Genomic DNA, 23,430 nt, shown 5'->3' on the forward strand with positions numbered 1-23,430 from the left:
CCCGCTGGGCGCTCCACAATGCGGATGGTGCCGTCCTGCAGCTCGGCGCGAGCTTTGCCCATCATGATGGCGAGGGGCGCCTGAAGGAGATCAGCGGGTTCTTCCCGCTGACGCCGTCGGACCCCGCGGCGGGCGCCTCCACATGACGGCGCCGCGGGCGCTGGCGGAGGAGTACGCCGCCAGGATCGAGGGGCTCGGCCCGATTTCCGTTCATCGGTATTTCGCCGGCGCGAGCCTGCGGGCCGACGGCGTCCAGTTCGGCTTCGTCATGAAGGGCGTCCTCTATCTCAAGGCCGACGAACTCAGCCGCGGCGCCTTCGAACGCCATGGCTGCGCGCCGTTCAGCTACCCGGGCGCCTCCAGGCAGGTGACGGTCGCGGCCTATTACGAGGCACCAAGCGAGATCCTCGACGACCCCGAAGGCTTGTCCAGCTGGGCGGCGGATGCGCTCAGGGCCGCCCGCTCGGCTTCGCAACGAAAGCGCGCCGCATCATGAGACAGATCACGTTCCATACGGCCGGCCGTCCGGCGGATGTGGCCGAATGCGTCGAGGTGCCGGATCCGGTTCTCACCGCCGATGACCAGCTTCTGGTACGGGTCGACGCGTTCCCGATCAATCCCGCCGACCTTCTGCTGTTTCGCGGCTTCTAGACGTGGCGCGCGATGCCGACGGCTCAGAAGCGGCAGCTCGCCGTCCTCAACCAAGCGATGGATCGGCGCACAGTGTCGCCCGACCGCGTCGCGGCTCCCCCTCCACCAGCATCCTGCAGGCCGGCGCCGTGATCCCCGCGGCACTGATCACCGGCACCCGCTCAGACTTGCCGGACCAGATAGCCGCCCAGGTGACCGAGAATATCCATGGCAGCCCGACTGGCTGCATCCTTTTGATCCCGCAGGGCACCCGTGTCATCGGTCAGTACGACAATGGCGTCGGCTTCGGCCAACGCCCGGTGCTCTTGGTCTGGAACCGTCTGACCCTCCCAATGGCCATTCCATCGTGCTTGAGCGCCAGCCGGGTGCCGATGCCGACGGGTACGCTGGCCTTGAGGATGGCGTCGACGATCACTGGGGCGAGCTGTTCAAGACGCCTCGGGGGGATGCGACTGAAGGAGGTGAGGTAGGACACCGAGCAGAGGCCGACGCTGTCGCCCATTGCAGCTATCCGCTTACGGCCCCCTATAGGGAGCGGAGCGAGCCACATCGCGGCGTAGCTTGCTGGAGATCGAACTGATGGGGGGATGCCCCCGACCGTCTGAAGACGGGGGTTTGGGCTCAACTTGCCGCAGGGTTCGTCGCGAGAACGATAACCCGCGAGCCTAGGGGGGCACGACGATAAAGATCGATCACGTCCTGATTGAGTAGACGGATGCAGCCGGACGAGACCATCGTTCCGATCGTCCACGGCTCAATGGTGCCGGTAGAGAGCCCTTGGCCCGAGGGGGTTCACCGCGCCGCCTGGCAGGGCGTCCTTGACTGGACCGTAACCCCCCGGCTCTCGTTGGATCATGGCTGGCGTCGGGCGCCAGCTCGGCCATTCGGCCTTGCGGGCAATGATGGCCTCTCCTGGGAAGTTGAGCGCCTCTTCCCTGCCGACGCCGACGCCATACTTCAGAGCCCGGTCGCTCTCGAGCACCAGATAAGCATAGCGAGCGGCGGGATCGACGATAATCGTGCCGGACGCCTCCCTTGTGCTGTAAGAAACCTCCCGCCGGAGAAATTCGGGATCGATCTGCGTCAGGTCGACTGCAGGCACCGGAAACGACTCATTGTCCGCTGCGCCGTACATGGCAGTGTATAGGGGATCGAAGCGTGCGTCAGGCAGGGCCATGTTGCGTTGCTCGTTCGGATGCAGCCTGGCAAGGCGAAAGTAAGCCCGAGAACAAGGCCGCGCCGCAAAATATCCGTGCTCCGCTCGCACATCTTGAAAACACCGACGGATTTGAAACAGATCGCGCCGTCAAGGTCGATGCGTTATGAAGTTATCGGCCCCATAACTGATAGCTATGATCTTCCGTGCCGAACATCCGCCCGGGCCAAGCTATCTTTACCCGTGGCGCCCCGGGCCTAGGCCCCCAGAACATGTGAGAGCATTGCAATGGACATCGCGGCCGCCCTGAGGGCGTTCGTCCGTACCGTGGAGCGCGGTTCCATGACCGCCGCTGCGCGGGATCTCGCGGTCTCTCAGCCCGGAATAACAAAGCATCTGCGCAATCTCGAGCGCCACGTCGGCGCACGGTTGCTGGAGCGTTCCTCCCGGCTTGTGCGCCCCACCCCGCAGGGTCAGGCCCTCTACGAGGCGAGCCGCGAGGCCATAGCGGCCATCGATTCGGCCCTGGAAGGTATTCGCCGAGACACCGGCGTGATTGAAGGCAACTTGCGCATTCACGCCCCCTCCTGCATCGGCGCGAAGCATCTCCATGGAATCGTAATGGCGTTTCAACGACGCTTCCCGTCCGTCACCGTCGATCTCGTGCTCGATAATCGGGAGGTCGACCTGATCTATGAGAATTTCGACCTTGCCATTATATATGGCCGGTCCATCGGCCAAGAACTCATAATCCGCCGGCTGGGACTGATCAGACGGATATTGGTCGCCGCTCCAGACTTTCTCGCTTGCCACGGCCCGATCGAAACCATCGAGCGGCTCTCCCAGGTCAGCATCATCACCAGCGCCACCTTCCTTGCACCGCCCGATGTCCTTCCGCTGCGCCACCGCGATGGAGAGTTGGTCAACGTACCGGTGCGCACCATCTTGCGCACCAACCACGCCGAGGTCATCGCCGCAACGTTGATCGCGGGACACGCGGCGGGTTCCGTCCAGCAGTTCCTCGTAAATGACGAGTTGCGCCAAGGACGCCTCATCCGACTTCTGCCCGAATACGAGGTCAAGCCGACCGAAGCATTCCTGGCCTATCCCTCGATCCGGTTCATGAGACCCGTAGTAAGAGCGTTTACGGACTTCGCTATACCGGCACTTCGCTCCATCGACGGCGTCACCAATGCAGATGAAGCGGCGGCCATGTAATCCCTTGCCCGCCAGCATGGACGCGTGACACGGGAGGCTACGGGAGGCGTGTCAGACAGGCCTTCCGGTGCGAAATTGGGATGCCAGCGCAACCAATCGCCTGACATTGGACATCTGAGACGCCGTGGCCATCCAACCCAACAACGGCCGTGCGGCGGCATAACAAAAAAAGCCCCGGCACGGCGCACCGGGGTTGAAGGAGGACCAGCCTGGAGGTCTGCGCCGGTCAGAAATTGCGCTGAATGCGGATGCCTCCGGACCACAAATCGGTCGAGCCTCCGGCAAGCGTGCCGATCGAAGCACCGGTTTCGCCGATTGCCCGGTAGCTGCCCAGCGGGACCTGACCATCGATCTTGGTGTAGAGCAGCTCCGCACCGATATCGATATTCTTGACTGGCGACCAAATCGTATTGAGGCCGACCTGCGAGATATTGAAATCGAAGCCGGCGACGATGTTACGAGGCACATCATAGCTGGCGTACCCGACATAGACCGCCGATCTCAAACCTGGGGTCCAATAGTGCCTGAACTGCCCGGCAACGGCCCAGCTTGTCGTTAGATCGTAGTCTCCCAAGGCGTTGACGGCGACCGCGTCGGCCACCGTGTAGAATGCACCAGTCCCCACGATGGATGGACCGACTTGGCTCAAATTGACCGCACCAACCCCCCTTGCCTGGACCTGCGTCGAAGCCGACAGGCCGGCGTAGGAGACCGCGCCCTTCGCGTAGTTGGCCTGGACGAACAAGCTGTCGCCGGCGGCGAGCGCGGGAAGCTTGATCTCAACCGTCCCGCCGAGTGCCCATCCCCAGGTGCTCGACGTCTCGAGGCCTGGCACGAAACCCGCGTAGAGCGGCGCTAGCGCGCCAACCTGATGGAGGGCTCCGGATACCAAAGCAGTACCCCAGCTTTGATCGATGCGAATATTACCAATGATATCCGGAACCGCTTGGCCGGCGGCGAAATTCGAGTATCCAAGTCCGGTTACACTCGAATTTATATTATACCAGATCTGAGGCGTCGATCCGACCATCTGCACACCGGTGGTCCGATTGGCTGCGTCCTCAAGAGACAGCGTCGTCGACACACCATTATCGAAGGACGCGGTATACGCCATCACCGTTGTCCAACGGTTCGATCCCGCAAATGGCGTCGTGAAAAAATAATCATATCCGGTGTCAAATAATGACTGCGTGTAGCCAAATGTAAATCCTCCGAATTGCATGAACGCCCGCTCGAAATAGGGAGCCAGGCCCGGACCCGCATTGACGCCGTTCGTCGTATCCCAAGACACGCCCCAGCGAATAAAGGATCGAAGGATTCCGTAATCGGTCTGGGTCCGGGCATCGAGGTCCAGTACGCCACGAGAGCGCGTGAAAAGGCTGCTGTCGTCGCCATCGCGGAAGGGATAGCCGAGTCCTCCGGCGCCCGCACCATTGAAACCCTGCGGCACGGTGGACGTCAGCAGCGGCGTGAAACCTCCCACGGCGTCGACATAGGCCTCAAACCGGGCGTACCCACCCACCCGGAGGCAGGTATCCGTGCCGGGGATCATGAAGAACCCCGGACCATAGGCTGCGCACAGCTTGACGTATTCAGCGGGCTTCGCCTTCACCAAAACATCCGCCGCATTGCCCCCCTCGGTCATCGCGAGCAGAAGAGTGGCAGACAAAATGACGTTACTTTTCATTTCCTCACCCTCGTTAAATTATATTTACGCACTCTCGACGTCCTGTTTTCTTAAAATGGTGGTAATTTTAAGAAAAACGTTCATTGTCTACTTGATGGCGAAAATGATCCGGCCTTCCGGAAGGGGACGTCTGGACAAAGTCCATCGACAACGCCCGCGGCCCATGCGCATTGTCCGCGTTGCCTGAGCAGCGATTTTATGAATGCATATTTTAAATAGAATATTTCGATATCAATTGGTGAAATCTATACAACGACCACTTCCGCGTTGGCCAACTTATTCGCTCCACCTGAATTGTGTTTTCTAGATCGCGATAGTTCGACCCCGATCAAGGTATCTATGTTTTATATCCTCCTGCGAATTCGCAAAGATTGAATATTTATTACACTGATGCGAAATGAACATAGGACAGTCTTGATTGTAGTTAAGATAATATGCAACTATCGGTTGGTGATGACTGTATGTTCGGTATATAAATTGTCGGTTGTCCGATCGAGTGAAACTTATAAAGGCGCAGATTGTTATGATGACGTACTGCCGGCCTCGCTTTTGTCGCGGACAGCTAGTATAATTTAGCTTTGCTCTTCCGACTTCTCACATCCGCCGTCGGCCGGCTTGGAGCCGTCGTTGCATCGTGACCCAGGGGCGATTTCCGCGCCAACGCACATCGGAAGGCCCGAGAGGTGAGATTGGTGCGCGCGCCGATGAGCTTGCATCGCAAGCTCATCGGATAACGCGTTCTCGATCATCAAATTGGAGGGCGATTCACCGACCGGATTGATGCAGCCTGGCTGAGTGGCGCTCCAGGCACGATCCACTTGGAAGACGCGCGCATGAGTGCCGCCGCGCTCGGCGACGGTGCGCCCTCCATCCGAGGTTGCCGGGAGCTTGAGCACTGCAGACTTGCCCCTGCCGCCGACATGACGCCGGTTTCACCGGCGTCATGTCTCTCCAGCGCGGCGGGCGGAGTACAGCTGAACCGGCACAACGATCAGCATCAGCACGCCGACCATAATCACCGCGATGGCCGCAGCTCCCGTCTGATCTGGATAGTCCCAGGTGAGATAGAGTGTGGATGCCAGAACTACATTGTTCGACGTCATCAGCATCAGCGGAAAAGTTAGGTCCCGCGCGCTGTGGGCAAAAACCCATAGCCAAGCATTAAGCGCGTGCGGCCACACGAGCGGTAGGATGATGCGTCGGAGGCCGACGAGCCACGCCGCCCCGCAAATCGTCGCCGCGTCCTCCAATTCCTTGTGGATCTGGAGCAAGGCCCCATTCATCGTCCGCGTCCCGAAAGGCAGGAAGATCGTGACGTGGCCGATGATGAGTACCCAGACTGTGCCATAGATGGGCGACCGCATAAAGAGCAGCAGCATCGCGATGGCCATCACGATCGGCGGTATCGCGGTGGGCAAGAACGCCATGACGTCGAGTATCTTGCTGGAGGCACTCGCAGTGCGGACGGAAAACCAACTGATTAGGCAGGAGAGAAACATCACGGACGTGGAGCTGATGCCGACCAGCAACGCGGTGTTGACCAGTGCACGTTGGACGGTTGGCTCATATAATACTCTAGCGTAGGCTGAGAGATTGGCGGTTGCAAGCTCGGCCAGGGCAGGTACCCTATAGAATGGAAACAAGCTGGTCCATAGCAAGATCAGAAGTGGCAGGAGCATGATCAGGAAATAGATGCAAACGAAGGCGTAGGCCGCAAAGCTCAATCGTCCCAGCTTGGATCGCTTTGGTCGGAAGCTTTTTCCCGATACGATCCGGAATCGCTCTGCCATCGCGGTTGCTCGGAAATATACCCACATTAGGCCCAGGGCTAAGACTAGGAGCACGACACCGAATGCACTTGCAGCACCGTAGTTCGGCAACCCGCCGTCTGGAGAGGCGAGCAGAAAGATTCGGGTGCTGAGCACCGGATACTGTGCCGTTGTCCCGAGGATCAAAGGCAAGTCAAAAGTCTGTACCATCCCCATCACGAGATAGATCGACGCCGAAAGCAGGCCCGGGCGCATCAGGGGTATCGTGATCTTTCTCATTGAGGTCAGGCGTGAAGCGCCGATCACATGACCGGCGTCTTCCAGCGAAGGGTCCATGTTCCGCAGGAGACCGCTGATCATCACATAGCAGGTCGGCACCAGCCCGAGCCCACTGATCGCGATCAACGCAACCGCCGAGTACGGCGTGAAGGGCGCGGACGAAAGCCCGAACACGGCACGGGCGAGAGCATTGAGAGCTCCGTTGCCCGGATTGGTGAGAAGTATCCATCCGTATCCAAAGACCAGCGGAGGCACGGCCATCCACGAAAACATGAGAATGCGTACCACAACGCGCCCGCGCAGGTCGGTGCGCTCCGTGAGCCAGGCGATGACAATCGCCACCGCCATTCCCAGGATGACGCTTGAGCCGGCGTAAACAACTGTGTTGCGGAGCAGCGTGAAGGTGCCTCGTCTGGTGAATATCTCAAGATAATTCTCAAGGGTGAGGGCGCTGGCCTGCAGCGGCAATTGCCCCGGCGGTGTTACGCTCGTCAAAAGCAAGATTATGAGCGGACCGAGCAGCAGAAATCCAACCAGGGCGAAAAGCAGACGACGGGTCCAGATCTGAAGAGACGCGCCTAGGGAAAATTGCTCGGAGCCGACGGTCTGCGGCCAATGGGGAGCCCTGTCGGTCATGGCAGCACCCGCTCGTTCTCGACGCCGATCCGCGCGCTCGAGGGCTCGTCTTCTGCTGGCTCGCTCGCCGCATGAGGCGGGCGTTCCTCCTCATCGGGGCCGACAACCACGCACCGCTCGGCCGGCAAAACGAAGGAAATCGTCTGGCCAATTGAAAGATCGAGATATGGGTCCGCCGTTATCCTGAGACCGAGGGGGCCGCACCTCACCTCGATTTCGACCGTTTCTCCGAGGAAGTTCAGGCTGCTGACGCGCCCCGTCACCAAGTTTCCGAGGCTCGCGTACGGCGCCCTTTCGGAGAGTATCTGGATCGCCTGGGGACGAATGACCAGCGTTACGGGATCGTGTGCCCGGAATTCGGACGGGACGTCGCACGCAACAAGCCCGATCGCCGTCTCTACCGCGCCGGAGCCCGCCGTTACCCGACCGGAGATAATGTTGCTGCGGCCCATGAAATCGGCGACGAACCGCGACCTCGGCTTCAGGAATATCTCGCGCGGCGTCCCCACCTGGAGAATCCGGCCCGCGCGCATGAGGACGATCTGGTCGGACATGGACATGGCTTCGACCTGATCGTGGGTCACGAACAACGTCGTGATTCCCAGCGACTTCACCAATTGCCGAATTTCAACACGCATGTCGTCGCGTAGCTTGGCGTCGAGATTGGAGAGCGGCTCGTCAAGGAGCAAAAGGCGTGGCTCGTGAACGAGCGCGCGCGCCAGGGCAACCCGCTGCTGCTGACCGCCGCTGAGGTGCGGGGAAGGACGATCAGCGTATTCCGCAAGCTTCACCCTCTCGAGTGCGTCGAGCACCCTGCGCCGAATGTCCCCGCTCTCCACGCGTCGCGTCCCGTGCGCCAGCGGAAAGGCGACGTTCTCGAAAACCGTCATGTGTGGCCAGATCGCGTAGGACTGGAAGACCATGCCGAGCTTGCGCCGGTTGGCGGGAACCATGCGCGCCGTGCCTTGGTCGAACACCACCTCGCCGTCCATCAAGATGCTGCCGTTCGTCGGCGTCTCGAGACCCGCGACGCACTGCAGCGTCGTGGTCTTCCCGCAGCCGCTCGGCCCGAGAAGGGTGAAGATGTCGCCGCGCTTAACGCTGAAGCTGATGGATTTCATAGCTGTCACACGAGAGCCAGATTGGCGGTTCCCGTATGTCTTCCCGAGGTTGGAGACCACTAGGTGCATGCTCTGTCCTTGTATCTAAAGCTTCTCGCCGCCGAGCAATCTTGGTCGCTTCGCCCGTCGGCGATGCGGTGATGGGGAGGGACTACTCCGTCCGCCGCTGCCGAGATGGCAGCCTTCATTCATTCGTGGCGGGCAAATGATCCCATCTTGCGCGTGCCGGCTCCTGCGCGGCTCAATTTTGCCCCCCGAGCATGAGGCCAATCTTCTGGCGCACCACGGCTGCAGCTTTCAGGTCGTCCGGTGTCAGTATCCGTACGACCGCCGCGCCTTCCGCGGTCGCCGCGCGAGCCATCTGCATGAACTTGCCCGCCTCATCGCGCGACTGCGGATTGGGCTCGTACCTGTCCGCGATCTTGTAGCCTTCGGTCGCGAACCACGCCGCGAACAAGCGGGCGGTGTACGGGTTCGGCGCATGGTCCGGAACGTAGAGATGGACCGCCGAAATGGGCACGAAATCCGAGAACAACCTGAATTTGATCGGGCGACCGACACGAGCAGCCGCCTCGGCCGATGTGGAGTTGGTGATGCCGAAGGCCGTGGCGCCGTTCACGACGGACTCGGCCACTGCCGGCGTTCCGCGGATCAGAACCGGCTCGTTGCGATAGATCCCTTGTGCCAGCGCCATCACGGCATCGGAGCCCAGCTTCGGCGCAAGAATAGGAAGCGGTACGAGGAAGATGGAGTTCAGCGCGAATTTGCCCCGCCACTTTCCGGCGACGAGATCCGACAGTTTCGACGGTACGTCTGCATCAGCGATGGCCGCGGGATTCCATATGAGCCCATAATAGACATCAAGATAGGGAAGCGCAGTTCCACGGTATTCGGGGGCGAGTTGCTCCTCCAGCGCGCCGATGCCTGGGAACTTCTCCCCGAAGACTGCCGTCCAAGGAAATGGCCTCACGGCCCTGGCTTCCACGAGCTGTGCGACCTCGTCGATGGCGCCTCCGATGATGTCGACACTCGAGGTCCTTCCACCGGCTACCTCGGCGATGACGCGGGGATTGGCGGTGTTCGGCGAGGTTGGGGTCCAGTCGAAAATGGTGTTCAAGCCGAAGCGCGCGTTGAAGGCGTCTGCGAGTGCCCTGTGCGTCTCTGGCTTGGTCGGCAACTGCACCCAGTTTACGAGGTGCCCCTCTCTGCGTGCGCCTTCCAGAACCTGCTCGTAAGTCAATGCCTCATCGGTCGCAGCCGCCCCCGCGGGATCAAGAACGAGCGACATCAACCCAAGCAGAATCGGAATCCACGCAGCATTCATCGGTGTTCCCTCCCACTGTTCTTGTCATTGTCGTCACGACGCTAGCATCCCACTGTCTGGCGTTCGAAGCCCGGGCATAAGATGGGATTCGGCTACAACCGATGTGCTATGGGTATCACTCAGCGGGTACGATAGCATCTAAACATGCCTTGGGAGGCTGGCCCTCTATTCCGCCATGCCCGCATGCGAGGAAGGCGTGCCCCTTCCCATCCGAGCGTCCCGCGCCGCCGGCCGGTTCAGGCGCGGGGGCGTTGCGCCAACATCCGAGCGCTGGCGAGAATGCGGAGCGGATCAGCGGCGAGCCCGGAGAACAGCCGCATCTGCTCGGCCACCTGAAAGGCGCTCATGGCCCGTCCGTTCATGGCGCGCGCACCGATCCTGCGCGCGGCGGCGAGGAGTTCGGTCTCTTCGGGGAAATAGATGATGTCGACGACCCAAAGCTCCTTGCGCAACAACGTCAGATCGACCGGCGAACCGGGATGGCCATCCATTCCGACGGGACTGGCGTTAATTAGTCCATCCGCCCGTTCAAGCTCCGCCGCTACATCGGTGCCCAGCGCGATGTGATCGGCGCCGAACTCGCCGGCCAGACTGTCGACGACCCGTGCCGCGCGCTCGGTATCGGGATCGAACAGCACAAGCTTCCCAACCCGAAGCCTCATTGCCGCATAAGCGACGGCGCTGCCGGCACCGCCGGCGCCCATCTGGACGACGCGGGCTTTCGGCATGTCGCCCATCTCGTGTCGGAACGCTTCCGCGAAGCCGTACCAGTCGGTATTGTGGCCGACGGTCTTGTCCCCGTTGACAACCACGACATTGACAGCATCGAGCCGCTTCGCCGTGTCTGAAATACTGTCGAGCAGGGGCATGACGGCCTGCTTGCAGGGATGGGTGATGACCAGCCCGTTGTAGCCGAGGCGCACGGCCCCCTCCAGCAGCGCCGGAAGGTTCTCCGCCCCCAGTCCGAGCTCAGCGAGATCAATGCGCCGGTAGACGTATCGCGCACCAAGCGCATCGCCTTCGAGCATATGCATTTCCGGAGCCTGGGACCGTTGAATGTCGGTCCCGATCATGCCCACGATAATACCTGATTTGGACAAGCTCCTACCCTCCCATTGAACTTGGGTGTCCACGGCCGCTCTCCCGCCGGCCGAGCCCGGCGGGAGAGGTCAGTTCTGGCCGCTCATCATCAAGGAAACGGCATCGCGGACCTTCGCCGTCGTTTCCAGGTCTTTCGGATCGGCGGTTGCGGCGAGTATTGCCCCTGCGGCAACCCGCTCGACGACCATTTGCGAGATCTTGCTCTTCAGATCCGCCGGCACGGGCATCGGCTCGTACTTGTCGGCAATTGCATAGCCCTCTCCAGCGAACCATGCCGAGAACAACCGTGCCATATTCGGATGGGGGGCGTTCTCGAGCACCACGAGATTTTCCATCGCGACGGGAATATAATCGTCGAACAACTTGAACCGCAGCGGCTCTCCCTTGCGAATGCCGGCCTCTGCAACCGGAAAGCCGGTCACTCCAATCGGCACCGTGCCGTTGACGACAGCCTGCGCAACAGCTGGCGTGCCACGAGCGAAGACTGGCTTGTTGGCGAATATCTTTCGCGACAGATCGATCGCCGCCGGCGAGCCTGTCACGGGCGCGATCATCGGTGCCGGATTCATGAAGATCGAGTTGAACCCGAATCGTCCTTTCCATTTCGGGTCGGCCAGATCGACGAACTTGGATGGAACTTCGCCATCGGCGATGCTGTTCGGGTTCCACGCGATGCCGTAGTGATAGGCCATATAGGGCAGCGCTTTGCCTTCGTATGCCTTGATCACACTCGCTTCGAGCGCCGCCACCAGTGGGAATTGGCCGGCGAACACCTGCGACCACGGGAACGACTTGACGATGCCAGAATTGACCGCGCCGGCAACTTCTTCCTCAGAGCCGGCGATGATGTCCACGGTGACGCGGCCCCCCTTGCTCTCGGCGATGGCGGTCGTCAAAGCGGTGACAGGCGAAGTCGCGACCCAGGTCACCTCCGTGTTCAGCCCGAACCGCGCGTTGAAGGCATTAATTACCGCGCGCTGCGTCTCTGGCTTGGCTGGGTAGAAGATCCAGGCATTGAGCTTGCCCTCCTTCTTAGCCGCAGCGACGATATCGTCGAAGGTGGGGACGGCCGGATCGCCCATAGCGGGCAGCCCCCCCAAGGCGGTCCCCAGGACCGCCGCAAGGACAGTGCTTCGGAGCAGCGACTTCATCTTTCCCCTCCCATTGTGCACCCGCCGGTCGAAGCCGCCCGGGTTCGTTGAAGGCCTGTGGCAGCATGCGCGGCCGGCTATAGCTCGGGGGGCGCCCCTTCAGTCGGTAGCGAACGGATTGTCAATGTGCGCTGCGTGGAATAACGCGCCGAGCGACGATCGACAGACGCTGGCAATCTCGTCGGAACCCCTCCCGTCGAGGGCGGCGGAGAATATTTCCGGACCCACACGGTTCAATCCGCCGATGGCATAAAGCAGCCTGAGAAGGGCGGCGAGGGGGAAATTTCCATCCCCCGGCGGACGCCGAAAGCTAAGGCAATCATCGACGAGATTGTCTCCGTGAACGACTTCGAGCTCTGCGTCGGCCAGTTGCACCGAGGAAATTCGTTCGCCAGGAATGCTCGACAGCAGCGCATCGTCCGGCCGACCCCGAAAATAGTGCCAGCAGTCAAATACCAACCCTGAATTCGGCCGCCCGACGGTTTTCAGCACGTTCCAGGCCGACGCGAGATCCGGCAGTCCCCAGAAGGGGATGAATTCCAAATCGACACGCATTCCTGCGTCTGCGGCGCGATCACAGGTCCGCGCGAAACCTTCGTAAAGCTCATCCCACGACACCTGCGCAGCATCGCAACTGACAATGGCAGAGACCGATTCCACACCCAATGCTTCTCCGATACGAAAGAAATCATCCTCCGCAAAGCCACGAAAGCCGATCGGATACTTCCTCTGGTCGAGATTGTTCGCGCGCCACTGCCTCATCCAGCGAGCATAGGGATCCAGATGAAATATCCGGACTCCGCTATCCTCGGCCATGTTGCGCATCTCCCGAGTGGACAGTCCGTCTGACAACCATTTCGTGTAAAGATGGGGCGATATGGACAGTGCCCGGCAGCCGACGCCCTTCGACACTTTCAGTTGGTCCTGAAGGGAAAGCGACCGTACGGTGCCGGTCCACATCACTGTTTCAATATGTCTCATTGGGTCCGCTCCCATCTTCGCGTCTTCGCGCCGATGACCTCCCTGCGTTCCGCCGTAGCCTGACCGCTAGGCCAGGAATCGTTCGAGCCTTTCGCAAAGAAAGTCGGGCGCTTCCTCGACCACGAAGTGTCCACACTCCGGTACGACGTCGCTCGTGAGGTCCTGCGCCTCCCCGGCCAGCGCATCCGGCAGAAGATTGGCGACTCCGTACTCCCCCGAGATCGTCATCACGGGCATAGCTAGCGGCTTGCCACGCAGCGTCTCGGCAAAGGGTCCGTCCTGCCGAAGAGCGCGGTAGTAATTGAACCCGGCGGTCATGCGCCCCGGCTGGGCGTAATGACGGGCATACTCGGCCACATCCGCATCGAGGATCGCCTCTTTGCGCCGCGCCCAGCTCCGCATCTGCGCCCCGATATATGCTGCCTCCCTGCCCTCAGTGAGCATCTCGGGGAAGTCTGCAGCCATGTGAAAGCCGAAGTGCCAGGCGTTGCCGCCCAAGGCCTGGGCGCTCTCCCGCCCGGGCACCTGGCAATCCACCAAGACCAGCTTCTTCACGGCATCCGGATAGATGTGCGCGAGGATGTAGGCCGCCTTGCCGCCCATGTCGTGGCCCACCACCGCCGCAGCTCCGCCGACGACCTCGGAGATCAGTGCACGGATGTCCTCGGCGACGGTCCGCTTGTCGTATCCGTCGGAGGCGATCTCCGTATTTCCCATGCCGCGCAGATCCGGCGCGATGAACGTAAACCGATCCGCAAGGCGCTCCATGACGGGCCGCCACGAATACCACGTCTGCGGCCAGCCATGCAGCAGCACGACCGGTGCGCCCGTGCCGACCTGTACATAATGCATGCGAATTCCATTGAGCATGCGCGTCTGGCTGCGCGCTCCGGAAGGAAGACCGTGCCCCCCCGCCGGATCGGCGGTGGCGCTCGCGGAATTGTCCATTTTATTTGCTCCTGTTTGCGTATCGCCTGCATCTGAAGTGACGGCTTTTGAAGTGACGGCTTTGTATCCGGCGCGAGAATGATCGGCGTCGCAGGTGGTCCTTGATTCCATCACAGGCGATGCTCGCCATAGGGGAGCCAGCCCGTCCTCCAGTCGCTCTCCGAGCGCAACCAGCACTCCGCGCCGGCGTATAGCCTTTGCACTGCGGCCCCCCGCAGACCCGGAAGGTCCATGAGCACCGAATGACCGGCATGGAGCTGGAGATACGCAAGATGTCGGTAGCCGACGGGAAACCGTTCAAGCAGCGCCTGATCGAGCTTTACGGTCTGGCCGGGCTCAACCGGATCGAGCCGGTCCTTCTCGTAGATCACCTGCCTGCGCGACAAGAGCCATCGCTTTCCGAGGCGTTCGAAGTAGTCGAAGAAGCGCCCTGTGCATGTGACATCGCACAGCACATCATGAACTGGCGCTCGCACCGATATGTTCATTTTAGCTTGCGAGACCGCCCTGCGGTCATTGACGGTGACCGTCGCCCCTCCAAGGAAGTGGTGCACAAGCGCCCCCATTTCCCAGGCGCGCCGGCTGTTTTCAATGAATTGCTCGAAGCTGCCCTGAAACCATGTGGCGATCATCACTCCATCGGGATGCCAGAGCGTCCGGAACCGATCCCAATCCCCCTGATCGCGCCACAGAATCCAGTTCTCTACGGCGCGCATAATTTCAGCTTCGTCTGACATGCTCGAACACCGCTTCCAGGGCTCATGAGGTTGGTTGTTGCAGCAGCGGGCGCCGCGGACTGGCGTGATTTCCACCTGCGACAAGGTCGATTTCATCAAGCAGGCCCGCGATTGCCGCCAGCATGAGGTCGATGGTCGGTTCATGAACCAACCGGCCGTCCTGCGTCTTGTCGTCGATCGACGGCACGGCAATCTGGCGGCCAGGCACGACCCGGCACAGGGCCGATGCGAGGGTTTCGCGTATCTGCGCCTGGGCCCGAGCACCTCCTAGCGTGCCGCTGGAGCTGGTCATGACAAGTGCGGGCTTGCCCTTCAGCGGCGAGCGGAATGCCGGTCGCGAAGCCCAGTCGATCGCGTTCTTGAGAACCCCCGGTATTCCGTAATTGTACTCGGGCGAGGCGATCACGAGGCCATCGGCGTCGGCAATCCGGGTTCTGAGATCGGCAACCGCCGCAGGCCCATTGAAGGTATCGAGATCGGCGTTATAGGGCGGGAGACCGCCGAGATCGAGCACCGAAAGCTCGACGCGGGGCCCAATGCGTTCTGCTAGCGTTCTCAGGATGGAGGTGTTCGTGGAGCGTGACCTAATGCTGCCAGACAACCCCAGCAGTCGAACCTTGCCGATGTACGCAAGCTGATCCATACGCGCGTTCTCTATGGTTGGTGAGCGGGCGATGCGCAGATCTTCGCAACGAACCCTTGGCCCGCCTCGCGCCGCGAGCGGCCCGACGTGCTCCGCGCCAGGCCCGGGCAGATCCGTCCGGCTCGGGAGCGGTCGCCGCGCTCAAAGCTCTCGATTCACGGCGAAGTCCTCGGGCGGGCTGGGACCCCAGAGGTAAAACGCGTCTTCGGCGCCATGCGTCTCAGCCTGCCACTCGCTGTCGACCGGGATGTAGTCGATGTCGCACGAGTATTCAGAATAGCTCCCCCATGGGTCCCGGACGTAATGAAAGTAATTTGACCCGAGCACATGACGCCCGAGACCCCATCCCTCGACATAGCCGTTCTCTGCCATCTGGCGGGCTGCAAGGCCAATCTCATCGAGTGAATTGACGCCCCAACTGAGATGATGGAGGCCTGGGCCGGCTGATTTGGCGATCGCTATCATGTGGTGATCGCTGCCATGTATCCCATGCAGGAACGCAACTCCTTCTCCGGCCCGGTCGGACAGCCGCATGCCGAGAACCTTGGTGTAGAATTCAATCGATTGATCGAGGTCCGACGCGAAAATCAACGTGTGAGCGAGCCGATTCGGACGGGTGCCGGGCGCGGTTCCTCGGTTGCACGCGCCTTGGGTGCCGGGGGCGCACGAGCCGGTGCCAAAAGTGGACTTCTCATCCGGAGATGTCTTCTCCGCCACCCGCAGTTCGATCGGGAGCCCATCGGGATTGCGAATCCAGATGCCATCCGATTCACAGCCCGAAGGTGGGTCGAGGCATCTTATGCCCTGTGCTTCCAGCGACTTAGCAAATCGCTCGCGATCGTCTTCGAAAACTCCGAAGCTCAGATGGGCAAGCTTCTTGCGGCTGTCTTCCCGGATGGTCCCCCAGACGTGGGGATTGCCGAAGGTCGATATCTCAATCCGATCGGCATATTCATGGACGTCGGTTCCCAGCGCACGATAGAAATCAACCGCGACGCTCAAGTCGGGAACAGTCAGGCCAATGCTGTCGAGCGAATGGACACCGAGCATGCCAGCCCGTCGCGCGGGCCGTTTGATGCTTCTGATGGAAGTCATTGTTTCCTCCTCGTCGCCTCTGCCCCGGTCGGCCACCGGCGGACATACATCTGTCAGCTCATCACGCTAGGCTGCGGGACGCTCCTGCCCGCCGATCTCCTCGACCACCGGGTTGCGCAAGATGCCGATGCCTGTCACCTCGACCTCGCAGACATCGCCCTGCTTCATCCAGAGTGGGGGAGTGCGTGCCAGTCCGACGCCTGAAGGGGTGCCTGCGACGAAGACATCGCCAGGTTCCAGGGTCATGGCGCGACTGACGATGGAGATCTGCGCAGCGACGTCGAAAACCATGTCGTCGAGCATTGCGTCCTGGACGACGACGCCATTCAGTCGCGTCTGCAGACGCAATCCCCGGCATCCGTGCGGAAGCTCGTCTGCCGTCACGAGGCACGGCCCGAACGCGCCGGTGCCGTCGAAGTTCTTGCCCACTGTCCACTGGGGCGATTTGAACTGGTAATCCCGAACAGATGCATCGTTGAATATCGAATATCCGAGCACATGATCGAGCGCATCTTCGGGTGCAATATTGCGCCCACCTCTTCCGATCACGACGGCGAGCTCTCCCTCATAATCAAGCTGTTCCGAAATCGTCGGTCTCACGATCGGCTCGCCATGTGCCACGAGGCTCGAACTGAAGCGACCGAACACAGTTGGGTAGGCTGGTTGGCTGAACCCGCTTTCGGCCGAATGGTCGCGGAAGTTTAGTCCGAGGCACACGATCTTTCCCGGCCGCCTCAAGATCGGCAGAGCCGACGACTTCTCGAGGTCGATGGGGGCGGCGGCGCCAAGGAGCGCGCCAGCCCTCATCAGAGCATCTCCGCCTTGCGCGACCAAGCAGTCGAGGTTTCCTGGAAATCGCTGGTCCGCGGCGAGAAGGCCCCTTGCGGTCCCGTCGTTCCCGAGAACAGCCAAGCCTTCACATCCTGACATCGTGAACGGAACAAATCTCATACGCCAGGCTCCCAGGACGCCATCGCGTTTCAGCACGAGTTTCGGTCCCCGAGGCTCGAGGACGCTCGGGCGACACTGCCGACGCTAGGTCGCGGCAGGCATGGCGGGAAGAGATATGTTTGTGCTCAATGATGTGAAATTTACATCACATAGTGGGAGTGCCGGCCCGCGTCGGAAACTGGTCCGAGAACTCCTGAAGCGATTTAGGGCGGTGGAGAACAACACGCTTCGCCAGATCGACGAAATATTCCGCTGCGGGCGTGAGCGGCAGACCTGCCCGCTTCACCAGCATGATCGGCGGTGCCGGAAAAGTCTCAGCGACAGGTATCCTTTCCAGGACGTGCGAAACCAATGGAAATTGAGACAATTGAACAGGAACCATCGCCAGAAGGTCGCTGTAGGCAAGGGCGACGATAAGGGAGAGGGCGGACCTAGCACGGAGGGCAAGCGGCGGCGGAGGGAGGCCATAGTGCGCGAATGTTTCGCGCAGTTCCTCCTCGGGACGGACCGTGATGGAGGTCGTCGCCCAGCGTGCCCCGGCCAAGTCCGCCAGTGAGCGCGCCTCGCCCAACGGGTGCCCCTTCCTTCCCAGTATGATACGCGTGTTGTCGAACAGCTTTTCGGAACTGAGTTCCGACGGCAGCGCATATTCCGGTGGAGGCCCGAAGTAAAAATCGATACTTCCATCCATCAGGCCGATCTGCAGCGCAGGAAAAAGACCCTCGATAAGCTCCAGTTCCACATCTCCGTAACGCGCTCTGAACTTATCAAGGATGCCCGGAAGCAAATGCAGATGAGCGACCATGGAGAGTCCGGCGACAACAGTTCCGGGGATACCGCCCTTGAGCTGCTCGGCTTCCTCCCGGGCGTGCCGAATCTCGTTGAGAATGTGGACGGCCCGTCGGATGAAGGCTTCACCAATCACGGTTGGGCGCGCGCCACGTCCATGGCGCTCGAACAATGCTGCGCCCAGCTCCTGCTCCAACTCCCTTAGACTACGGGAAATCGCCGGTTGGTCGATTCCTAGGTGGCGTGCTGCCGCGCGCAAGCTGCCGTACTCATGGATGGCGACAACATCGCGCAGATGGGTGAGCTTCATGTCGCCTCCTTATCTATGCAGAATGCGAGAGAGCCATCATCGATGGGTCTGATCGGAGTTAATAAAATCATCCGGCATTGTGCGTTGTCGGGGATGATCTTTGCACCGAGCGCAAGAGAAGCGCCAGGTTGCAGAATTCAAAGGCGCCCGTTGCGTCCAACTACTTTATCATTTTTATGTTATCATTTGTTGGCTCCTGGGCTTGCGGATTGTCCAGAATACTGTCATCGCATTCTTCCTGTTGCGGGCGATAACGCCAGAACTTTAGCCTCCAGCGGCGCGTATTGGCCTTGCGGCACTCCACGTTTGCTTCCTCTCGCCGAATTGCCAGTCCCGGAATCCGGTGCGCGTATGCATCAATATCGTGAAATTAGCAGGCTGTTGAAAAAGTCGGTAGCCCACCACGCGGTGGTGCGATTCAATCCCGGCTAAGGGATTTGGGGCGAGGGAATGATGCGCGGCACGGACAAACGGTCGGGGGAATTGTTCTCCTACGTTGGCCTGGAGCAGCGGGTGCGGAAAGACCATCCGCTGCGGCCGATCCGGGAGATGGCCAACACAGCGCTGGCGGTGTTGTCGGGCGACTTCGCGACGCTCTATTCCGGGATGGGGCGGCCGGCGATCCCGCCCGAGATGCTGCTGCGGGCCATGCTGTTGCAGGCGTTCTACTCGATCCGCTCCGAGCGCCAATTGATGGAGCGCCTGGAGTTCGACCTATTGTTCCGCTGGTTTGTGGGCCTGGGCGTCGATGACGCGGCCTGGGATCATTCCACGTTCTCCAAGAACCATGACCGCCTGCTGGAAGGCGGCATCGCAGCCAAGTTCCTGGCGGCCGTGCTGTCGCAGCCCCGGGTCAAGCGGCTGCTATCGAGCAAGCATTTCAGCGTCGATGGCACGTTGATCGAGGCGTGGGCCTCGATGAAGAGCTTCAAGCCGAAGGACGCCAATGGTGATGACGGCGAGGACGGCGGCGGGCGCAACGCCTCGGCCGATTTCCGGGGCGAGAAGCGGTCCAACAACACCCACAAGAGCACCACCGATCCCGACGCCATGCTCTACCGCAAGGGGCTGGGGATGGAAGCTAAGCTCTGCTTCATCGGTCCCGGCCTGATGGAGAACCGCTCGGGTTTCTCGTGCAGCTTCACTTCAGGAAAGTTTGCAGCGTGCGTCTGGCAAGCCTGAGCGTCCGACTCCAAGGCGGCTACAACTTGCCAGCCGGCCATGCGAGCGCCCTCGCAAAAGCCGCCTGCGCCACAGAAGAGCGAAACAGCCCTTACTTTCACGGAAGGCGCCTCGCTCGCTGAATGGTGGCGAGTCCTTGTTTAATGTTTTTACAGGCAACGATCCTCCTCTCGATTCCATTATTCAAATATTATGCTAACAGAGGGCGCGGCCCCGGCCGCCGACAAGCGGGTGCTCTTCATCGGCCAGGACGCCTATGGGGCGGCGGGCGGCTCGGTGCTACGCGACCTGTTCCAGGGCGACGACGGCGGCTGGCTGCAGGATGTCGCGCTGGTCGACCAGATGGTGGCCGAGAAACTGAAGGTGGAGTCCGAGGCGATCGCCGCCGAGGGCTGGAAGTGGATCGGGGTCGCCCCCAATTTCGCCTATGGCCATGCCTTCGGCTTGCGCCAGCTTCGTGGTGCGACCGTCGCGCTCACGGCCGAGGAGGAAGCAACCCGCGACACGCTACAAGCCGAGCAGGACCGGCTGTCCGACGAGTATCAGGACGCCGACGAACTGCCCGGCGAGGTCGACGAACGGCTGTCGGAGCTGGAAAACGGCGATCGAGGGCTTCGAAAACCGTCTCGTGCTGTTCGACGCCGGCGAGATCACGCGCGCTGGCGCCTTCGTCAGCATCGCCGCCGACGGCCATCTTCGCGTCGAGCGCGGCTATGTCCGCCCCGAGGACGAACTGCCGGCGGAAGCGGAGCCCGGGTCGGTGGAGGATAGCGATGCGAACGGCGCCTTGGCGGCGAGCTATGACGGCCACGACACCATTATCACCGCCGAGCCCGCCACCGATCCGGACGAGGACGAGGGTCTCTCGCCCATCTCGGACCGGCTGATGACCGAGCTGACCTCACATCGCACGCTCGGCCTGCGGCAGGCGCTCGGCGAACGGCCTGACATCGCTTTTGTCGCGGCGATGCGCGTCCTGACGCTCAAGACCTTCTACCACTATGGTTCGGACACTCGTACAGGCGTATCTACGGGAACGCGGCATTACGGATTTACGCGGAGCCGGAAGCCTGCATTTCCACCCGCGCTGCTACTATCGACCCGACGAGCATTCGCCGACCGAGACCTGGCCGGCGATGATCGCGGCCGTCCCCGACCTCGACGGCAACGTCACCGGGGCGCATCGTAACTGGCTCGATCCCCGCCGCCGCGACAAGGCATCGATCGACACGCCGAGGCGGGCGATGAAGTTGTGGATCGGCAGCTCAATCGGCACCCGACGCAGACAGCTCGGGGACTGGCGAGTCTGGCATGAGATGCCGAGTCATTGCCCAGAAGACGAAGGCGGCGGCACTCATCGCCGCGCCCAGCAGACACACGCCGGTCCACTCTGCTCGAGCGTAGACGAGAGTCGAGCTGATCGAGCCTGCGGCGCAGCCGATTGAATAGAATATCATGTAGCCGGCCGTGAGCCGGCTGCGGGCTTCAGGCCGCACGCGGTAAATCAAGCTCTGATTGGCGACATGCACCGACTGGAGCGCAAAATCTATCGTGACAACGCCGACGATCAGTCCCCACAACGAATGAGGTAGCAGCCCGATCGGCAACCACGAGGCAAGCATGATCCCAAGCGCAATGCCAGTAGTACGCTGTGCGTGTCCTCGGTCGGCGAGCCGCCCAGCCCGCGCGGCGCCGATCGCGCCCATGGCGCCGGCGAGTCCGAACAGGCCAACTTCGGTGTGAGACAGCGAAAAGGGCGGCGCGCTCAGCGGCAGGACCATGGGGGTCCATAGAATCGTGATGGCGGTGAAGATGAGAAGCGCCAGGATCGCGCGGATACGCAGCACTGGTTCTTGAACAAACAGCATGAACACCGTCCCGATGAGCCTTGGATAGGCCATGCGGGCGGGGCGCTTTTCCTGCCGAGGCAGGAATTTTGCGAGCATCGTCACGATAACGAGCGTCGCCACGGCAGAGACGATGTAGACAGAGCGCCAACCAAACAGATCCGACAAGGTTCCCGAAATTGTCCGGGCAAGGAGGATACCGACAATGATGCCGCTTGTGACGATGCCGACCACGCGACCGCGCTCGGCGTGGGGCGCGAGCGCGGCGGCATAGGCGACGAGCACCTGAGTTACGACGGCAAGCAGTCCAAGCGCGGCCATGCCGGTGAGCAGGACCAGGCCGGATGGCGCCGCAGAGACTACGAGAAGTGCCCCTATGGATAGTAGCGATTGGCCCAGGATCAGACGTCGCCGATCCAAGAGATCCCCGAGCGGGACCACCAAGAGCAGCCCGAGCCCATAACCAATCTGTGTGATCGTGATGACGAGCCCGACCGCTGCATGGCTGATCCCAAACTCATCTGCCATCGTGTCGAGCAAGGGCTGGGCATAGTAGACGTTGGCGACGGCCAATCCGCAGGCGACGGCGAACAACAATGCTCCCGGTCCGGACAGCGCGGCCGTGGTGTTGACGTCGTCCGCCACTGGGCCAAGAGGGATGCTCCTCCCCTGCTTGTCGCCATCGGCAACGACCTCGCTTCCAATTTGCATGTCAAATCCAGTCTTATGGTTTTAATCTGCAACCATATTGGGCGTGGCACCGGTTCCGTTTGCCTGACCCATCGACACTCAGAGATCGTCCACCGACACCGGGGGAACAGAGGTTGCCGCGCTCAGGTCTGCCGGATGAAATCCGCGATCAGCCTGCCGACTTTGTCTGGGGCGTCTTCGAGGCAGTAGTGACCCACGCCGGCCAAACGCTGTATAGGCGCTGATGGAAAGATCTGAGTGAAGAGCGGCAGAAAATGCTCGGCGTGGAGCGTCCGGTCTGCCTCACCCCAAATGGCTATGGCGGGTCTGGAACGGATTGCCCGGTCAGCGGCCGCGTCGGGCGTCTCGAACCGGTGCGCTCCGGTAGCAAAGCCCTTGGCCCAGCCGATTGCGCCGAGACACTCGGCAGGACTTGCGAAAGGCGAGCGATAGGCATCGAGCCAGGTGTCCGTGATCAGCGTGTTGTCTTCGAAACCGTTGAGCTTCAGCGTGCTCAGGATACTGAAGCCGAGCTGTCCCAGGACCGGTTCGAGACTGCCGTCCGCTTCCGCCTTCGCGATCCATTGGAACCACGGCGACACGCCGGCATTCGCCGTGACTCGTTCGTCAAGATCAACCTGGCCAAACGGGGTCGGCCCGTTGGTCGAGATCACGCGTTGAATGCGATTGGGATGGCGGGCGGCGAGCCCCATGCCGACAGGGCCGCCAAAGTCATGCATCACGAGGGTGATGTCGTTCAGATCGAGCGAAAGAACGAAGCGCTCCAGATTGTCGATGTGATCCTGCAACCAGTACGACCGGTCCGGCGGCGTATCGCTTTTGCCGAAGCCCATATGGTCCGGGACGACGACGCGGTGTGTTGCGCTCAACACGGGAATCAGGTGGCGGAACAGGTAGCCCCAGGTGGGCTCACCGTGCAGGCAGAGAACGACCGCTGCTCCGCGGGGCCCCTCATCGACATAGTGCATGCGATAGCCGGGGGCATCGGTGAAATGCGGCGCGTAAGGGAAACTGCTGCCGAACGTGGCATCGACTCTGGTCATCTATGTCTCCCATCCCGGAGCCTGCGCAAGCAGGCGTCCGGAGTTTCAAGTTAAAACCAAGCTTGTTGATACCGCTTGAGGTTTCAATTTGCAACCACTA

The 23,430-nt window shown here is 61.3% G+C and carries 21 protein-coding genes and 4 pseudogenes; 7 read left to right on the top strand and 18 right to left on the bottom strand.

What is annotated here, in order from left to right; all coding sequences use genetic code 11:
- The first annotated feature begins 142 nt into the window (after positions 1–142).
- From ABLE88_RS20885 to ABLE88_RS20895, 3 genes and pseudogenes are all read left to right on the top strand, one after another.
- Complete coding sequence (locus tag ABLE88_RS20885) at positions 143–496, top strand: TfoX/Sxy family protein (RefSeq protein ID WP_348833710.1); 354 nt, start codon at positions 143–145, stop codon at positions 494–496.
- Positions 493–651, top strand: coding sequence for a hypothetical protein (locus ABLE88_RS20890; RefSeq protein WP_348833711.1), 159 nt, complete (start codon positions 493–495; stop codon positions 649–651). Before ABLE88_RS20885 ends, ABLE88_RS20890 begins: the two co-directional genes overlap by 4 nt.
- Positions 652–660: 9 nt before the next feature.
- A pseudogene (locus tag ABLE88_RS20895) lies at positions 661–1,084 on the top strand (TraB/TrbI/VirB10 family type IV secretion system protein); the annotation flags it as partial.
- A 188-nt stretch (positions 1,085–1,272) separates the two neighbouring features.
- Here the strand turns inward: ABLE88_RS20895 and ABLE88_RS23840 are convergent.
- Complete coding sequence (locus ABLE88_RS23840; RefSeq protein ID WP_510182930.1) at positions 1,273–1,386, bottom strand: L,D-transpeptidase; 114 nt, start codon at positions 1,384–1,386, stop codon at positions 1,273–1,275.
- Positions 1,387–1,405: 19 nt separating this feature from the next.
- On the bottom strand, positions 1,406–1,828 hold the full coding sequence (locus ABLE88_RS20900) for a L,D-transpeptidase (protein ID WP_348833713.1): 423 nt from the start codon (positions 1,826–1,828) through the stop codon (positions 1,406–1,408).
- Positions 1,829–2,095: 267 nt separating this feature from the next.
- On the opposite strand from ABLE88_RS20900, the gene ABLE88_RS20905 reads away from it, so the two are divergent.
- Positions 2,096–3,025: a LysR family transcriptional regulator gene (locus ABLE88_RS20905; protein WP_348833714.1), complete on the top strand. Its 930-nt coding sequence runs from the start codon at positions 2,096–2,098 to the stop codon at positions 3,023–3,025.
- Positions 3,026–3,251: 226 nt separating this feature from the next.
- On the opposite strand, the gene ABLE88_RS20910 is transcribed toward ABLE88_RS20905, so the two are convergent.
- The 13 genes from ABLE88_RS20910 to ABLE88_RS20970 form a co-directional block, all read right to left on the bottom strand.
- Positions 3,252–4,712 carry a porin gene (locus ABLE88_RS20910; RefSeq protein WP_348833715.1) on the bottom strand — a complete coding sequence of 487 codons (1,461 nt, stop codon included), beginning with the start codon at positions 4,710–4,712 and terminating at the stop codon, positions 3,252–3,254.
- A 941-nt stretch (positions 4,713–5,653) separates the two neighbouring features.
- Positions 5,654–7,396 (bottom strand): ABC transporter permease, encoded by a 1,743-nt coding sequence (locus ABLE88_RS20915; protein WP_348833716.1) that lies wholly within the window; start codon positions 7,394–7,396, stop codon positions 5,654–5,656.
- Positions 7,393–8,517 (bottom strand): ABC transporter ATP-binding protein, encoded by a 1,125-nt coding sequence (locus tag ABLE88_RS20920; RefSeq protein ID WP_348833717.1) that lies wholly within the window; start codon positions 8,515–8,517, stop codon positions 7,393–7,395. Before ABLE88_RS20920 ends, ABLE88_RS20915 begins: the two co-directional genes overlap by 4 nt.
- A 241-nt stretch (positions 8,518–8,758) precedes the next feature.
- The gene (locus tag ABLE88_RS20925) at positions 8,759–9,841 is read right to left on the bottom strand and encodes an ABC transporter substrate-binding protein (RefSeq protein ID WP_348833719.1); all 1,083 of its coding nucleotides are present in this window, start codon (positions 9,839–9,841) and stop codon (positions 8,759–8,761) included.
- 236 nt (positions 9,842–10,077) lie between these two features.
- Complete coding sequence (locus ABLE88_RS20930; protein WP_348833720.1) at positions 10,078–10,974, bottom strand: shikimate dehydrogenase; 897 nt, start codon at positions 10,972–10,974, stop codon at positions 10,078–10,080.
- Positions 10,975–11,010: 36 nt separating this feature from the next.
- On the bottom strand, positions 11,011–12,093 hold the full coding sequence (locus tag ABLE88_RS20935) for an ABC transporter substrate-binding protein (RefSeq protein WP_348833721.1): 1,083 nt from the start codon (positions 12,091–12,093) through the stop codon (positions 11,011–11,013).
- Positions 12,094–12,192: 99 nt separating this feature from the next.
- Complete coding sequence (locus tag ABLE88_RS20940) at positions 12,193–13,074, bottom strand: sugar phosphate isomerase/epimerase family protein (RefSeq protein WP_348833722.1); 882 nt, start codon at positions 13,072–13,074, stop codon at positions 12,193–12,195.
- Between the two features lie 66 nt (positions 13,075–13,140).
- Entirely contained in the window at positions 13,141–14,022 is an 882-nt protein-coding gene (locus ABLE88_RS20945) for an alpha/beta fold hydrolase (protein ID WP_348833723.1), read from the bottom strand.
- A gap of 110 nt (positions 14,023–14,132) precedes the next feature.
- Entirely contained in the window at positions 14,133–14,759 is a 627-nt protein-coding gene (locus tag ABLE88_RS20950) for a nuclear transport factor 2 family protein (RefSeq protein WP_348833725.1), read from the bottom strand.
- A 22-nt stretch (positions 14,760–14,781) separates the two neighbouring features.
- The gene (locus tag ABLE88_RS20955; RefSeq protein ID WP_348833727.1) at positions 14,782–15,402 is read right to left on the bottom strand and encodes an NADPH-dependent FMN reductase; all 621 of its coding nucleotides are present in this window, start codon (positions 15,400–15,402) and stop codon (positions 14,782–14,784) included.
- Positions 15,403–15,543: 141 nt separating this feature from the next.
- A complete protein-coding gene (locus ABLE88_RS20960; RefSeq protein WP_348833728.1) occupies positions 15,544–16,497 on the bottom strand; it encodes a VOC family protein in 954 nt (317 codons plus the stop codon).
- 66 nt (positions 16,498–16,563) lie between these two features.
- A complete protein-coding gene (locus ABLE88_RS20965) occupies positions 16,564–17,304 on the bottom strand; it encodes a fumarylacetoacetate hydrolase family protein (RefSeq protein ID WP_348833730.1) in 741 nt (246 codons plus the stop codon).
- Positions 17,305–17,593: 289 nt separating this feature from the next.
- Positions 17,594–18,547: a LysR family transcriptional regulator gene (locus tag ABLE88_RS20970; protein ID WP_348833732.1), complete on the bottom strand. Its 954-nt coding sequence runs from the start codon at positions 18,545–18,547 to the stop codon at positions 17,594–17,596.
- Between the two features lie 453 nt (positions 18,548–19,000).
- Between ABLE88_RS20970 and ABLE88_RS20975 the strand changes: the two are divergent.
- Positions 19,001–19,675: pseudogene (locus ABLE88_RS20975) on the top strand (transposase); the annotation flags it as partial.
- Here the strand turns inward: ABLE88_RS20975 and ABLE88_RS20980 are convergent.
- A complete protein-coding gene (locus tag ABLE88_RS20980; RefSeq protein WP_348833986.1) occupies positions 19,603–19,770 on the bottom strand; it encodes a hypothetical protein in 168 nt (55 codons plus the stop codon). The pseudogene ABLE88_RS20975 and the gene ABLE88_RS20980 overlap by 73 nt on opposite strands.
- A 151-nt stretch (positions 19,771–19,921) precedes the next feature.
- On the opposite strand from ABLE88_RS20980, the pseudogene ABLE88_RS20985 reads away from it, so the two are divergent.
- Positions 19,922–20,744 (top strand): annotated as a pseudogene (locus ABLE88_RS20985) (DNA-binding protein); the annotation flags it as partial.
- Positions 20,737–21,000: pseudogene (locus tag ABLE88_RS20990) on the top strand (DUF7146 domain-containing protein); the annotation flags it as partial. The pseudogenes ABLE88_RS20985 and ABLE88_RS20990, both read left to right, overlap by 8 nt.
- Here the strand turns inward: ABLE88_RS20990 and ABLE88_RS20995 are convergent.
- Positions 20,995–22,287 (bottom strand): MFS transporter, encoded by a 1,293-nt coding sequence (locus ABLE88_RS20995; RefSeq protein ID WP_348833734.1) that lies wholly within the window; start codon positions 22,285–22,287, stop codon positions 20,995–20,997. The pseudogene ABLE88_RS20990 and the gene ABLE88_RS20995 overlap by 6 nt on opposite strands.
- Positions 22,288–22,409: 122 nt before the next feature.
- Positions 22,410–23,330 carry an alpha/beta fold hydrolase gene (locus ABLE88_RS21000; RefSeq protein ID WP_348833735.1) on the bottom strand — a complete coding sequence of 307 codons (921 nt, stop codon included), beginning with the start codon at positions 23,328–23,330 and terminating at the stop codon, positions 22,410–22,412.
- Between the last annotated feature and the right edge of the window lie 100 nt (positions 23,331–23,430).

This window comes from Xanthobacter luteus, assembly GCF_040049235.1.
Classification (GTDB): Bacteria; Pseudomonadota; Alphaproteobacteria; order Rhizobiales; family Xanthobacteraceae; genus Xanthobacter.

Bases quoted from the DNA above. Each gene is read 5' to 3' on its own strand.
- ABLE88_RS20885 (WP_348833710.1), top strand. From the start codon at position 143: ATGACGGCGCCGCGGGCGCTGGCGGAGGAGTACGCCGCCAGGATCGAG.
- ABLE88_RS20890 (WP_348833711.1), top strand. From the start codon at position 493: ATGAGACAGATCACGTTCCATACGGCCGGCCGTCCGGCGGATGTGGCC.
- ABLE88_RS23840 (WP_510182930.1), bottom strand. From the start codon at position 1,386: ATGGTCTCGTCCGGCTGCATCCGTCTACTCAATCAGGACGTGATCGAT.
- ABLE88_RS20900 (WP_348833713.1), bottom strand. From the start codon at position 1,828: ATGGCCCTGCCTGACGCACGCTTCGATCCCCTATACACTGCCATGTAC.
- ABLE88_RS20905 (WP_348833714.1), top strand. From the start codon at position 2,096: ATGGACATCGCGGCCGCCCTGAGGGCGTTCGTCCGTACCGTGGAGCGC.
- ABLE88_RS20910 (WP_348833715.1), bottom strand. From the start codon at position 4,712: ATGAAAAGTAACGTCATTTTGTCTGCCACTCTTCTGCTCGCGATGACC.
- ABLE88_RS20915 (WP_348833716.1), bottom strand. From the start codon at position 7,396: ATGACCGACAGGGCTCCCCATTGGCCGCAGACCGTCGGCTCCGAGCAA.
- ABLE88_RS20920 (WP_348833717.1), bottom strand. From the start codon at position 8,517: ATGAAATCCATCAGCTTCAGCGTTAAGCGCGGCGACATCTTCACCCTT.
- ABLE88_RS20925 (WP_348833719.1), bottom strand. From the start codon at position 9,841: ATGAATGCTGCGTGGATTCCGATTCTGCTTGGGTTGATGTCGCTCGTT.
- ABLE88_RS20935 (WP_348833721.1), bottom strand. From the start codon at position 12,093: ATGAAGTCGCTGCTCCGAAGCACTGTCCTTGCGGCGGTCCTGGGGACC.
- ABLE88_RS20940 (WP_348833722.1), bottom strand. From the start codon at position 13,074: ATGAGACATATTGAAACAGTGATGTGGACCGGCACCGTACGGTCGCTT.
- ABLE88_RS20945 (WP_348833723.1), bottom strand. From the start codon at position 14,022: ATGGACAATTCCGCGAGCGCCACCGCCGATCCGGCGGGGGGGCACGGT.
- ABLE88_RS20950 (WP_348833725.1), bottom strand. From the start codon at position 14,759: ATGTCAGACGAAGCTGAAATTATGCGCGCCGTAGAGAACTGGATTCTG.
- ABLE88_RS20955 (WP_348833727.1), bottom strand. From the start codon at position 15,402: ATGGATCAGCTTGCGTACATCGGCAAGGTTCGACTGCTGGGGTTGTCT.
- ABLE88_RS20960 (WP_348833728.1), bottom strand. From the start codon at position 16,497: ATGACTTCCATCAGAAGCATCAAACGGCCCGCGCGACGGGCTGGCATG.
- ABLE88_RS20965 (WP_348833730.1), bottom strand. From the start codon at position 17,304: ATGAGGGCTGGCGCGCTCCTTGGCGCCGCCGCCCCCATCGACCTCGAG.
- ABLE88_RS20970 (WP_348833732.1), bottom strand. From the start codon at position 18,547: ATGAAGCTCACCCATCTGCGCGATGTTGTCGCCATCCATGAGTACGGC.
- ABLE88_RS20980 (WP_348833986.1), bottom strand. From the start codon at position 19,770: ATGGCCGGCTGGCAAGTTGTAGCCGCCTTGGAGTCGGACGCTCAGGCT.
- ABLE88_RS20995 (WP_348833734.1), bottom strand. From the start codon at position 22,287: ATGCAAATTGGAAGCGAGGTCGTTGCCGATGGCGACAAGCAGGGGAGG.
- ABLE88_RS21000 (WP_348833735.1), bottom strand. From the start codon at position 23,330: ATGACCAGAGTCGATGCCACGTTCGGCAGCAGTTTCCCTTACGCGCCG.